Source organism: Cellulomonas sp. P5_C6 (genome assembly GCF_054049635.1).
Map to the genome: position 1 here is coordinate 1 of NZ_JBFULZ010000122.1, position 12,538 is coordinate 12,538.

The window sequence follows — 12,538 nt, forward strand, 5'->3', positions numbered from 1 at the left end:
CGGCGACGCGCTCCGCCTGGGCCTCGCCGCGCTGCGCGAGAGCCCCGCGTTCCGCCGGCTGCTGTCGACGTTCCTGCTGCAGGCCCTGGCGACGGGCGCGATGCTCGCCGGCGCGCAGTACGTCGCGACGTACACGCTGGGCTCCGAGGGGGCGGTGACGTACCTCTTCGTGGCGCTCGTCGCGCCCGCTCTGCTCGTCATGCCCGTCGCGACGAGGCTCTCCCGGCGGGTGGGCAAGCGGAGGGCGCTCGTGGGTGCGTCCCTCCTGTTCGCGGTCGCGGCCCTGTCGCTGCTGCCCATGCGCTGGGCCCCGGGCGGCTGGGTCTACGTCTCGGTCGCCCTCGCCGGCGTCGCGTACGCGGGGATGCAGCTGTACCCCCTGGCCATGCTGCCGGACGTCGTGGCGGTCGACGCCCGCGAGCGCGGCGAGGACCGGGCCGGCGTGCTCGGGGGCGTATGGACGGCGGGGGAGACCGCCGGCCTCGCGGTCGGCCCGACGCTCGTGCTCGGCATGCTCGCCGCGACCGGCTTCGTCTCGCGGACCGGCGACCAGCTGGCCGCCCAGCCGAGCACCGCGCTGACCGGCATCGCCGTCGCGTTCTCGGTGCTGCCCGCGGCCCTCGTCGTGCTGAGCCTGCTGCCCTTGTCCCGCTACCCCCTGTCGGAGGCCGTCGTCGACGCCGGCCCCGTCGCCTCGATCGAGGAGAAGCACCGATGAGCACCGACGCCCGTCCCGCCGCCGAGGTACTTGCGGACCTGAGGGGCCGCGCGCGACGTGCTGCACGGCGACGCGGACACGGTCGGGTCGATCACGTCGGGCGGCACCGAGTCCTGCATGCTCGCGGTGAAGTCGGCCCGGGACCTGTGGCGCGCGGCGGACCCGGAGCGKGCGCACGCSCGRCCGACCCTGGTGCTCCCGACGACCGCCCACCCGGCGTTCCACAAGGCCGCCCACTACCTCGACCTCGACGTGGTGCCGGTCCCGGTGGACCCCGCGACGGGGACGCCGACCGCGGCGGACGTCCTCGCGCGGCTGGACGAGCGCACCGCGCTGGTCGTCGTCAGCGCACCGAGCTACCCGTTCGGCGCCATCGACCCGGTGGTCGAGGTGGCCGCCGGGGCCGCCGAGCGGGGCGTCGCGTGCCACGTGGACGCCTGCGTCGGCGGCTGGGTGCTGCCCTGGTGGGGCGGCATCACCGAGCCGTGGGACCTCGCGGTGCCGGGCGTCACGTCGATCTCCGCGGACCTGCACAAGTTCGGCTACGCGCCGAAGGGCGCCTCGGTCGTGCTCTACCGCGCCCGCGACCGGCACCGCGCCCAGTACTTCGCGACGACGGCCTGGCCCGGCTACCCCGTGGTGAACCCGACGATGCTCGGCTCGCGCGGTGCCGGCTCGATGGCCGCCGCGTGGGCGGTGCTCGAGGTGCTCGGCACGGACGGGCTCGCCGAGCTCGTCGCGGCGACGCGTCGCGCGACCGACCGCCTGCTGGCCGCCGCGGGCGACATCCGAGGGCTGCGGGTCGTCGGGTCACCCACCGGTCCGCTCATCGCGCTGGCGACCGACGAGTCCGTGCCTGAGACCGAGCGCGTGGACCCGTTCACGTTCATCGACGAGGTCCGGCGGCGCGGCTGGCTGCTCCAGGCGCAGCCCGCGATGGCCCAGCCCGACGGCGCGCCCCTGCCCCGCACGGCGCACCTCACGGTCACGGCCGTGACGGACGTCGTCGTCGAGGACCTGGTCCGGGTGCTCGTCGCCGCGGCGGACGCCGTGCGCGGGCTGCCCGCCGCGGTCCCGGACCCGTCGCTGGCCGGCCGGGTGCTCACCGAGGGGCTCCCCGACGAGCTCGCCGGCGTCATGGCGACCCTCGAGGCGCTGCCGGGCGAGATCGTCCACCCGCTGCTCATCCAGGTGCTGGCGGCGGCGATCGACCCGTCCCGGCAGTGACGGACGCCGCGTCGGGGGCACCGCTCCCGCGCGGTAGGGTGAGCACTCGAGAGACATTCCTTTAAGGCCCGTCCAGTGAGGCGGGGAAGGAGTTTGCTTGATGAGCACTGGCACGCCCTCGCCCGCCACGGAGACCGTCGACGACGACGCGAACGTGGTCCTCGGCGCCCCGGAGATCAGCCGGGCCCTCACGCGCATCGCGCACGAGATCCTCGAACGCAACAAGGGCGGCGCCGACGTCGTCCTGCTGGGCATCCCCACCCGCGGTCTCCCGCTCGCCCGCCGCCTGGCGGACCGCCTCGTCGCGGTCGAGCCCGGCCTGGACCGCGACCACCTCGTCGGCAGCCTCGACGTGACGATGTACCGCGACGACCTCGCGCAGCACCCCACCCGGACCATCGGCGCGACCGACGTCCCCGGCGGCGGGCTGGACGGCAAGGTCGTGGTGCTGGTGGACGACGTCCTCTACTCGGGCCGCACCATCCGCGCCGCGCTCGACGCGATCAACGACCTCGGCCGGCCCCGCGCGGTGCAGCTCGCCGCACTGGTCGACCGCGGGCACCGCGAGCTGCCCATCCGTGCCGACTACGTCGGCAAGAACCTGCCCACCTCCACCAGCGAGCGCGTGCGCGTGCTGCTCGAGGAGATCGACGGGCGCGACGCCGTCCTCATCGAGGGAGGGGTGCGATGAAGCACCTGCTGTCCACCGCCGACCTCGACGTGGTCGACGCCGTCCGGATCCTCGACACGTCCGGCTCGATGGCCGCGACGCAGGCCCGGGAGATCAAGAAGCTGCCGACGCTGCGGGGACGCACCGTGGTCAACCTCTTCTTCGAGGACTCCACCCGCACCCGCATCTCGTTCGAGACCGCCGCCAAGCGGCTGTCGGCGGACGTCATCAACTTCTCGGCCAAGGGCTCCAGCGTGTCCAAGGGCGAGTCGCTCAAGGACACGGCGCTCACGCTGCAGGCGATGGGCGCCGACGCGGTCGTCATCCGGCACCACGCCTCGGGCGCCCCGCACACGCTGGCCACGAGCGGCTGGACGCACGGAGCGGTCATCAACGCCGGCGACGGGATGCACCAGCACCCGACGCAGGCGCTGCTCGACGCGTTCACGCTGCGCCGGCACCTGGTCGGCCCCGGGGACGTCACCGGGCGCGACCTGGCCGGCCTGCGGGTGGCGATCGTCGGGGACGTGCTGCACAGCCGCGTCGCGCGGTCCAACGTGCAGCTGCTGCACACGCTCGGCGCCGAGGTGGTGCTGGTCGCGCCGCCGACCCTGCTGCCCGTCGGGGTGGGCGCCTGGCCCGCCCGGGTGTCGTACCACCTGGACGAGGTGATCGCCGACGAGAAGCCGGACGCGATCATGATGCTGCGCGTCCAGCGGGAGCGGATGTCGAGCGCCGGCGGCGGGTTCTTTCCCAGCCCGCTGGAGTACACCCGCCGCTACGGTCTGGACGCCCGGCGCCTGGCCATGCTGCCGGAGCACGCGATCGTGCTGCACCCCGGCCCGATGAACCGCGGCCTGGAGATCTCCGCCGACGCGGCGGACTCCGCGCGCGCCGTGATCGTCGAGCAGGTGGCCAACGGCGTGGCGGTCCGCATGGCCGTCCTGTACCTGCTGCTCGCGGGCGGCGACGCCCCCGCTCGAGTGGCGTCGAGCACGACCGACGAGACGAAGGTGGATGCGTGACCAGGAACTACCTGCTGCGGGACGTCAGCCCGCTGGGCGACGGCACGACCGACGTGCTGCTCGCCGACGGCATCATCGCGGCGATCGGGCCGGAGGCCGAGGCGAAGGCCGACAACCCGGTGGTCATCGACGGCAGCGGCCTGATCCTGCTGCCCGGGCTGGTCGACCTGCACACGCACCTGCGCGAGCCCGGCCGGGAGGACGCCGAGACGGTCCGCTCCGGCACGCGCGCCGCGGCGATGGGCGGCTTCACGGCCGTGCACGCGATGGCGAACACGACGCCGACGCAGGACACCGCGGGCGTCGTCGAGCAGGTCTGGCGGCTCGGTCGCGACGCCGGCTGGGCGGACGTGCGACCGGTCGGGGCCGTCACCGTGGGGCTCGAGGGCGAGCGGCTGGCCGAGCTGGGTGCCATGGCCGAGTCGGCCGCGCAGGTCCGGGTGTTCTCCGACGACGGCAAGTGCGTGCACGACCCGGTCGTGATGCGGCGGGCGCTCGAGTACGTCAAGGCGTTCGACGGGGTCATCGCGCAGCACGCCCAGGAGCCGCGGCTCACCGAGGGCGCCCAGATGCACGAGGGCGTCGTGTCCGCGGAGCTGGGCCTGGCCGGCTGGCCCGCGGTCGCCGAGGAGGCGATCATCGCCCGCGACGTGCTGCTGGCCGAGCACGTCGGCTCGCGGCTGCACGTCTGCCACCTGTCCACGGCGGGTTCGGTGGAGATCATCCGCTGGGCCAAGTCCCGCGGCATCGACGTCACCGCCGAGGTGACGCCGCACCACCTGATGCTCACCGACGAGCTGGCCCGCGGGTACGACCCGGTGTTCAAGGTCAACCCGCCGCTGCGGACCCAGCGCGACGTCGAGGCGGTCCGCGAGGGTCTGGCCGACGGCACGATCGACATCGTCGCCACCGACCACGCGCCGCACACGCGCGAGGACAAGGACTGCGAGTGGGGCGCCGCCGCGTTCGGCATGACCGGGCTGGAGACGGCGCTCTCCGTGGTCCAGGAGACGATGGTCGACACCGGCCGGATGACGTGGGCGGACGTCGCCCGCGTGCTGTCCACCGCGCCGGCCCGCATCGGGCGCGTCAGCGACCACGGCCGGCCGATCGCGGTGGGGGAGCCCGCCAACCTCACGCTGGTCGACCCGGGCATCCGCCGCGTCGTCGTACCCGAGGAGCAGGCCACACACAGCGTCAACTCGCCGTTCCGCGGCAAGGAGCTGTCGGGCTGCGTCATCGCCACGTGGCTGCGCGGCCGCGCGACGGTCATGGACGGTTCGGCGTGCGACGAGAGCGTGGTGGTCTCCTCGTGAGCCGCCAGGCGGTCTCGGTCGTCGTCCTGGTCGGTGTCGTCCTTCTCGCCTACTGGGGCATGCGTGCCGGCTGGCAGGCGCGCACGCGCCGGACGGCCGCCCTGGTCCCCTCGCTGCCCGTGCCGCCCGAGGGCCTCGGCGCGGAGCGGCTGGCGCCGATCGACGCGGTGTACGTGTCGACGACCCGCTCCGGCGACTGGCTCGACCGCGTCACCACCCAGGGCCTCGGCGTGCGCAGCCCCGCGCAGGTCAGCGTCTTCGACGCGGGCGTGCAGATCACGCGCCAGGGCTCGACCGACCTGTTCGTCCCCGCCGCGGCCGTCCGGTCCGCCGGGTCCGCCCCGGGGATGGCGGGCAAGGTCGTCGGCGGAGAGGGCCTCGTCGTCCTGACCTGGCAGGCCGACCCTGCCGATCCCCGCGGCCTCGACACCGGCCTCCGGCCGAAGCACGCCGCCGACCACCAGCGGCTCGTCGACGCACTCACGACGCTCACCACGGGCTCTGCGCCCGCGCAGGAGGAGAACTCATGACCGAGGCAGTACTCGTGCTCGAGGACGGCCGGACCTTCACCGGCCTCCCTTACGGCGCCGAAGGCTCCACGCTGGGCGAGATCGTCTTCAACACCGGCATGACCGGCTACCAGGAGACGCTGACCGACCCGTCGTACCACCGGCAGATCGTCGTGATGACGGCTCCGCACATCGGCAACACCGGCGTGAACGACGAGGACGACGAGTCGGCGCAGATCTGGGTGGCCGGCTACGTGGTGCGCGACCCCGCCCGGCGCGCGTCGAACTGGCGGTCGCGACGGACGCTCGACGACGACCTCGTCGCGCAGGGCATCGTCGGGATCAGCGCGATCGACACCCGCGCCCTGACTCGCCACCTGCGCGAGCGCGGGGTCATGCGCGCGGGCATCTTCTCGGGCGCGGCCCTGCTGGACGCCGACGGTGAGCGCCGGCGCGACGACGAGCTGCTCGACGACGTGCTGGCCGCGCCGCTGATGGCCGGCGCCGACCTGGCGGGCGAGGTGTCCACCGGCGAGGCCTACGTGGTCGAGCCGGTGGGCGAGCACGTCGCCACGGTCGCCGCGGTGGACCTCGGCATCAAGGCGATGACCCCGCAGCGCATGGCCGAGCGGGGGATCCGCGTCCACGTGCTGCCCTCGAGCGCGACCATCGACGACGTCCTGGCGACCGAGCCCGACGGCGTGTTCTTCTCCAACGGACCGGGCGACCCGGCCGCCGCCACGCACGAGATCGACCTGCTGCGCGACGTGCTGGACCGCCGGATCCCGTTCTTCGGCATCTGCTACGGCAACCAGCTGCTGGGCCGCGCGCTCGGCTACGGCACCTACAAGCTGGGCTACGGCCACCGCGGCGTGAACCAGCCGGTGATGGACCGGGCGACCGGCAAGGTCGAGATCACGGCCCACAACCACGGCTTCGCGGTCGACGCCCCGCTCGACGGTGAGTCCGTCGCGCCGCACGACGGCGGCCGCTACGGCCGGGTCGTCGTGAGCCACGTCGACCTCAACGACGACGTCGTCGAGGGCCTGCAGGCGCTCGACCTGCCCGCGTTCTCGGTCCAGTACCACCCCGAGGCCGCGGCGGGCCCGCACGACGCCGCGTACCTCTTCGACCGCTTCGTCGATCTCATGACCTCAGAGAAGGGTGCCGCCTGATGCCCCGGCGCACAGACATCCACAGCGTCCTGGTCATCGGGTCCGGCCCGATCGTCATCGGCCAGGCCTGCGAGTTCGACTACTCCGGGACGCAGGCCTGCCGCGTGCTCAAGGAGGAGGGCCTGCGGGTCATCCTGGTCAACTCCAACCCGGCCACGATCATGACCGACCCGGAGTTCGCCGACGCCACGTACGTCGAGCCGATCACCACCGAGGTCCTCACCACGATCATCGCCAAGGAGCGCCCCGACGCGATCCTGCCGACGCTGGGCGGCCAGACCGCGCTCAACGCCGCCATCGCGCTCGACGAGGCGGGCGTGCTGGAGAAGTACGACGTCGAGCTGATCGGCGCCAACATCGCCTCGATCCAGAAGGGCGAGGACCGCGAGCAGTTCAAGGAGGTCGTGGAGGTCTGCGGCGCCGAGAGCGCCCGCTCCGCGATCGTGCACACCATCGACGACGCGCTGGCGGCCGTCGAGGACCTCGGCTACCCGGTCGTCGTCCGACCGTCGTTCACCATGGGCGGGCTGGGCTCGGGCATCGCCTACGACGAGGCCGACCTGCGCCGCATCGCCGGGCAGGGCCTGCACTACTCGCCGACCACCGAGGTGCTCCTGGAGGAGTCGATCCTCGGCTGGAAGGAGTACGAGCTCGAGCTCATGCGCGACAAGCACGACAACGTCGTGGTCGTCTGCTCGATCGAGAACGTCGACCCGGTCGGGGTGCACACGGGCGACTCGGTCACGGTCGCCCCGGCGCTGACCCTGACCGACCGCGAGTACCAGCGGCTGCGCGACATCGGCATCGCGGTCATCCGCGAGGTCGGCGTCGACACCGGCGGCTGCAACATCCAGTTCGCCATCGAGCCGTCGACGGGCCGCATCGTCGTCATCGAGATGAACCCGCGCGTGTCGCGCAGCTCGGCCCTCGCGTCCAAGGCGACCGGCTTCCCGATCGCGAAGATCGCCGCGAAGCTGGCCGTCGGTTACACGCTGGACGAGATCCCCAACGACATCACGGGCGGCTCGACGCCGGCGTCGTTCGAGCCCACGCTCGACTACGTCGTCGTCAAGGTCCCGCGCTTCGCGTTCGAGAAGTTCCCGGCCGCCGACGACACGCTGACCACCACCATGAAGTCGGTCGGCGAGGCCATGGCGCTCGGCCGCAACTTCTCCGAGGCGCTCGGCAAGGCGATGCGGTCCCTCGACAAGAAGGGCTCGGTGTTCCACTGGGCCGGCGACGCCCTCGCCGGTGACGCCCTCGAGGCCCTGGTCGCGACGATCTCCCGGCCCACCGAGCACCGCCTGGTCGACGTGCAGCAGGTGCTGCGCTCCGGCGTCAGCCTCGAGCGGGTCTACGAGCTCACGGGCATCGACCCGTGGTTCCTCGACCAGGTCCAGCTCATCAACGAGGTGGCCGAGCAGACCCGCACGGCCGACGCCCTGACCCGCGAGGTGCTCCTGCACGCGAAGCGGCACGGCCTGTCGGACGCGCAGGTGGCCAGCCTGCGCCGCACGTCGGAGGACGCCGTGCGCCGGGCCCGCCACGCTGTCGGCCTGCGCCCGGTCTTCAAGACGGTGGACACCTGCGCGGCCGAGTTCGCCGCGAGCACGCCGTACCACTACTCCACCTACGACGAGGAGACGGAGGTCGCCCCGCGCACCCGCCCGGCGATCCTCATCCTCGGCTCGGGCCCCAACCGCATCGGGCAGGGCATCGAGTTCGACTACTCGTGCGTGCACGCCGCGCTGGCGCTCAAGGGCGAGTTCGAGACCGTGATGATCAACTGCAACCCGGAGACGGTCTCGACGGACTACGACACGTCCGACCGGCTGTACTTCGAGCCCTTGACGTTCGAGGACGTCCTCGAGGTGTACCAGGCCGAGCTCGCCGCCGGCCCGGTCGAGGGCCTCATCGTCACGCTCGGCGGCCAGACGCCCCTGTCGCTCGCGCAGCGTCTCGCCGACGCCGGCCTGCCGATCCTCGGAACGTCGCCGGCCGCCATCGACGCCGCCGAGGACCGCGGGGAGTTCGGCAAGGTCCTCGAGGCCGCCGGCCTGCCGGCGCCGGCCTTCGGTACCGCCACGACGCAGGCCGGCGCGCGCGACACCGCCCGCCGGATCGGGTTCCCGGTCCTCGTCCGCCCGTCCTACGTGCTGGGTGGCCGCGGCATGGAGATCGTCTACGACGAGCACCAGCTGAACGAGTACGTCCAGCGCGCGCTCGACAACGCCGCCGACGGGGGCCGGGCGGGCACCCTGCCGCCGCTGCTCATCGACCGGTTCCTCGACGACGCCATCGAGATCGACGTCGACGCGCTCTTCGACGGCACGGAGCTGTTCCTCGGCGGCGTCATGGAGCACATCGAGGAGGCCGGGATCCACTCCGGCGACTCGGCCTGCACCCTGCCGCCGGTGACGCTGTCCACGTCCGAGCTCGAGCGCATCCGCCTGTCCACCGAGGCGATCGCCCGCGGCGTGGGGGTGCACGGGCTGCTCAACATCCAGTTCGCGCTGGTCTCCGACGTGCTCTACGTCCTCGAGGCCAACCCCCGTGCGTCCCGGACCGTCCCGTTCGTCTCCAAGGCGACCGGCGTCTCGCTGGCCAAGGCCGCGGCGCTGGTCATGGCGGGCCGCTCGATCGCCGACCTGCGCGCGATGGGGATCCTGCCGGTCGACGACGCGAGCGTGCTCGACCTCGGCTCGCCGATCGCCGTCAAGGAGGCCGTGCTGCCGTTCAAGCGGTTCCGCACCAAGGAGGGCGTGGTCGTCGACACCGTGCTCGGCCCGGAGATGCGCTCCACGGGCGAGGTCATGGGCTTCGACGTCGACTTCCCGACCGCGTTCGCCAAGTCCCAGGACGCGGCCTTCGGTGGCCTGCCGACGGGCGGCCGGGCGTTCATCTCGGTGGCGGACCGCGACAAGCGCTCGATCGTCTTCCCGGTCAAGCGGCTGGCGGAGCTCGGCTTCGAGATCCTGGCGACCGAGGGCACCGCGGCGGTCCTGCACCGCAGCGGCATCGCGTCGACGGTGGTCCGCAAGTACTCCTCGGGCCGCGGCGCGGCGGGGGAGCCGACGATCGTGGACCTCATCACCGAGGGCTCCGTCGACATGGTGGTGAACACACCGTCGGGCCAGGGCGCCCGGGCGGACGGCTACGAGATCCGCGCGGCGACGACGGCGGCCGACAAAGCGATGGTCACCACGGTGCAGCAGCTGGGCGCGGCCGTGCAGGCCATCGAGGCGCGCCAGGCCGGCCCGTTCCGGGTCACCAGCCTGCAGGAGCACGACGCGGCGGCCCTGGTGCGCCGCGAGGAGCGCGCGGCGGCCCGGGCATGACGGCGTCGTTCGGGAGCCGCCTCGCGGCCGCGATGGACGCCCACGGGCCGCTCTGCGTGGGCATCGACCCGCACACGAGCCTCCTGGAGGCGTGGGGCCTGCCCGACGACGCCTCGGGCCTGCGCCGGTTCGCGCTGACCGTGCTCGACGCGGTCGGCGGACGCGTGGCGGCCGTCAAGCCGCAGGCCGCCTTCTTCGAGCGGCACGGTTCCGCCGGGGTCGCGGTGCTGGAGGAGGTGGTCGCGGCCGGCCGGGACACCGGCACGCTCGTGATCGTCGACGCCAAGCGTGGCGACATCGGCTCGACCATGGGTGCCTACGCCGACGCGTTCCTCCGGGACGGCTCGCCGCTCGCCGGGGACGCGCTCACGGTCTCGCCGTACCTCGGCTTCGGGTCGCTCGACCCGGCCGTCGACCTGGCGCTCGCCACCGGTCGGGGGCTGTTCGTGCTGTGCCTGACGTCCAACCCGGAGGGGCCCGAGGTGCAGCACGCCCGGACGCCCGCGGGCGCGAGCGTCGCGGGGACGATGGCCGCGCACGCGGCCACCCTGAACGCCGGGGTCACCCCGATGGGCTCGATCGGCCTCGTCGTCGGCGCGACCGTCGGAGACGCCGCGTCGCGGACCGGTACCGACCTCACGCGCGTCAACGGCCCGCTGCTCGCCCCGGGCGTGGGCGCGCAGGGCGCGGGTGCCCCCGAGCTCGCCGCCGTGTTCGGTCCCGCGAGGCACCAGGTGCTCGCCTCGTCGTCGCGCGCCGTCCTGGCGGCCGGACCCGACGTCGCGGCGTTGCGCGCCGCGGCGCGGGCGGGTGCCGACGAGGCCACCGCCGCGCTGCGGGACTGAGCGCGGGCTAGGCCGCCGCGGTCGCGGGTCGCCTGCCCGCGGCGGTCGTCGCGAGGTGCCGCGCGACGTGCTCGGCGTCGCGGCCGACCCCGTGCACCATCGCGGACGAGAACGCGTACTGGAACGGCAGCCCGACGAAGTACAGGCCGGGCACCGACGGCACGATCCCGCGGTCGGTCACCGGGTACCCGTCCTCGCCCAGCGGGGCCGGCTCGACCCAGCGGAAGTCGTCGCGGAACCCGGTCGCCCACACGATCGAGCGGGCCTCCACGACGGTCCCGTCGTCGAGGACGGGACGACCCTCGCGCACCTCGACCACGCGGGCCTCGAGGTGCCGCACGCCGGCCGCCGCCAGGTCCGCCTGCTTCACGCGCAGCAGCGGCGCCCCACCGGCCCGGACGACCGGCTGCATCCGGCGCCCGACGGGCGTGCGGACCGTCAGCACGTGGCTGGCCACCGTCGGCAGCAGCAGCGCCGAGATCCGCCCCCGCACGCCGCCGTACGGCAGCTCGCCGTGGACGCGCCCGGCGAGGACCACGTCGTGGCCGGCCCGCGCGAGCTCCAGCGCGAGGTCCGCGCCGGAGTGGGACGCGCCGACCACGAGGACGGGGCCGTCCGGGAGCTGTCCGGGGCGCCGGTAGTCGGTCGAGTGGAGCTGCACGACGGTCGGATCGATGGCCGTCGCGAGGGCAGGGGTCCACGCGTCGCGGTGGCCGCCCGCCGCCACCACGAGCGTCGAGCACGACAGCTCGCCGTCCGACGTCTCGACCCGGAAGTCGCCGCTCGCGCCGCGCACCCGCTGGACGCTGACCCCGGTCCGCACCGGCAGGTGCAGCTCGGCGGCGTACCGCTCGAGGTAGTCGGCCATCTGCCCGGCGGTCGGGAACGACCAGCCCGGCGCGGGGAACGACAGGCCGGGCAGGCTGTCCGACCGGGCCGGGGTGAACAGCCGCAGGGAGTCGTACCGCTCGCGCCAGCTGTCCCCGACCCGGTCGTGCGCGTCCAGGGCCACGCATGGCAGCCCGCGCCGGGTGAGGTGGTAGGCCGTCGCCAGCCCGGCCTGCCCGGCACCGATGATGATCGTCCGCTCGTCCATGGTCCTGACCTCCGTCGTCGTCGATGCGTCCGACGCTAGGAGGGCCGGGGGCGGCGGACATCGGGCGTCCTGCCCATGCCGGGCGCCCCGGTGTGGGCAGTTCTGCTCACTGGGCGGAGCGCTCGACGATGCCGTGGTCGTAGGCCCAGGCGGTCGCCGCCGACCGGGACTGCACGTCGAGCTTCACGAAGATGTTCGAGACGTGCCGCGCGACCGTGCGGTCGGACAGCGTCAGCGCGGACGCGACCGCGCGGTTCGTGAGCCCGGTCGCGACGAGCCGGAGGACCTCGACCTCGCGCGGGCTGAGCGGGCCGCGGGAGTCCACGGAGGTCGGCGCCTCACCCAGCCGGGCGAGCTCCGTCGCCGCGCCGAGCCGTCGGAAGGTCGCCCGGGCGGACTCCTCGTCGAGGTYGGCGTCGACGACGTCCCCGAGCAGCCGGTGCGCCGCCGCGAGGGCCACGCGCGCGCGGGCCACCTCGTACGGCACGTCGAGCTCGAACCAGCCGTCGACGGCTCGTCCCAGCGGCGCCAGCGCGGCGTGTGGGTCGCCCTCGGCCAGCAGCACGGCACCGTCGGCGGACGCCGCCAGCGTCTCGACGCACAGCCCGCCGGCCTGCCC

At 73.9% G+C, this 12,538-nt stretch carries 11 protein-coding genes; 9 read left to right on the forward strand and 2 right to left on the reverse strand.

Translation table 11 applies throughout. From position 1 onward, the window contains the following. The 9 genes from ACXJKG_RS13895 to pyrF form a co-directional block, all read left to right on the forward strand. The coding region (locus ACXJKG_RS13895; protein WP_456846336.1) for an MFS transporter at positions 1 to 718 on the forward strand (718 nt) is incomplete at its 5' end. Between the two features lie 57 nt (positions 719 to 775). After that, on the forward strand, positions 776 to 1,945 hold the full coding sequence (locus tag ACXJKG_RS13900) for a pyridoxal phosphate-dependent decarboxylase family protein (RefSeq protein ID WP_456846337.1): 1,170 nt from the start codon (positions 776 to 778) through the stop codon (positions 1,943 to 1,945). A 100-nt stretch (positions 1,946 to 2,045) separates the two neighbouring features. Beyond that, positions 2,046 to 2,636, forward strand: coding sequence for a bifunctional pyr operon transcriptional regulator/uracil phosphoribosyltransferase PyrR (gene pyrR, locus ACXJKG_RS13905; protein WP_456846338.1), 591 nt, complete (start codon positions 2,046 to 2,048; stop codon positions 2,634 to 2,636). Beyond that, positions 2,633 to 3,640: an aspartate carbamoyltransferase catalytic subunit gene (locus ACXJKG_RS13910; protein WP_456846339.1), complete on the forward strand. Its 1,008-nt coding sequence runs from the start codon at positions 2,633 to 2,635 to the stop codon at positions 3,638 to 3,640. Before pyrR ends, ACXJKG_RS13910 begins: the two co-directional genes overlap by 4 nt. Next, positions 3,637 to 4,956: a dihydroorotase gene (locus ACXJKG_RS13915; RefSeq protein ID WP_456846340.1), complete on the forward strand. Its 1,320-nt coding sequence runs from the start codon at positions 3,637 to 3,639 to the stop codon at positions 4,954 to 4,956. The genes ACXJKG_RS13910 and ACXJKG_RS13915 overlap by 4 nt, the downstream gene beginning before the upstream one ends. Next, complete coding sequence (locus ACXJKG_RS13920) at positions 4,953 to 5,486, forward strand: PH-like domain-containing protein (protein ID WP_456846341.1); 534 nt, start codon at positions 4,953 to 4,955, stop codon at positions 5,484 to 5,486. The genes ACXJKG_RS13915 and ACXJKG_RS13920 overlap by 4 nt, the downstream gene beginning before the upstream one ends. Beyond that, positions 5,483 to 6,640, forward strand: coding sequence for a glutamine-hydrolyzing carbamoyl-phosphate synthase small subunit (gene carA, locus ACXJKG_RS13925; RefSeq protein WP_456846342.1), 1,158 nt, complete (start codon positions 5,483 to 5,485; stop codon positions 6,638 to 6,640). Before ACXJKG_RS13920 ends, carA begins: the two co-directional genes overlap by 4 nt. Then, the gene (gene carB, locus ACXJKG_RS13930; protein ID WP_456846343.1) at positions 6,640 to 9,978 is read left to right on the forward strand and encodes a carbamoyl-phosphate synthase large subunit; all 3,339 of its coding nucleotides are present in this window, start codon (positions 6,640 to 6,642) and stop codon (positions 9,976 to 9,978) included. Before carA ends, carB begins: the two co-directional genes overlap by 1 nt. After that, entirely contained in the window at positions 9,975 to 10,823 is an 849-nt protein-coding gene (gene pyrF / locus ACXJKG_RS13935) for an orotidine-5'-phosphate decarboxylase (RefSeq protein WP_456846344.1), read from the forward strand. Before carB ends, pyrF begins: the two co-directional genes overlap by 4 nt. Positions 10,824 to 10,830: 7 nt before the next feature. Here pyrF and ACXJKG_RS13940 read toward each other — a convergent pair whose 3' ends face one another. Both ACXJKG_RS13940 and ACXJKG_RS13945 read right to left on the reverse strand, forming a co-directional pair. Continuing rightward, positions 10,831 to 11,919 (reverse strand): flavin-containing monooxygenase, encoded by a 1,089-nt coding sequence (locus tag ACXJKG_RS13940; RefSeq protein WP_456846345.1) that lies wholly within the window; start codon positions 11,917 to 11,919, stop codon positions 10,831 to 10,833. Positions 11,920 to 12,025: 106 nt separating this feature from the next. Beyond that, on the reverse strand, positions 12,026 to 12,538 hold a 513-nt coding region (locus tag ACXJKG_RS13945), incomplete at its 5' end, for a response regulator transcription factor (protein ID WP_456846346.1).

Bases quoted from the DNA above. Each gene is read 5' to 3' on its own strand.
- ACXJKG_RS13940 (WP_456846345.1), bottom strand. From the start codon at position 11,919: ATGGACGAGCGGACGATCATCATCGGTGCCGGGCAGGCCGGGCTGGCG.
- pyrF (WP_456846344.1), top strand. From the start codon at position 9,975: ATGACGGCGTCGTTCGGGAGCCGCCTCGCGGCCGCGATGGACGCCCAC.
- carB (WP_456846343.1), top strand. From the start codon at position 6,640: ATGCCCCGGCGCACAGACATCCACAGCGTCCTGGTCATCGGGTCCGGC.
- ACXJKG_RS13910 (WP_456846339.1), top strand. From the start codon at position 2,633: ATGAAGCACCTGCTGTCCACCGCCGACCTCGACGTGGTCGACGCCGTC.
- carA (WP_456846342.1), top strand. From the start codon at position 5,483: ATGACCGAGGCAGTACTCGTGCTCGAGGACGGCCGGACCTTCACCGGC.
- pyrR (WP_456846338.1), top strand. From the start codon at position 2,046: ATGAGCACTGGCACGCCCTCGCCCGCCACGGAGACCGTCGACGACGAC.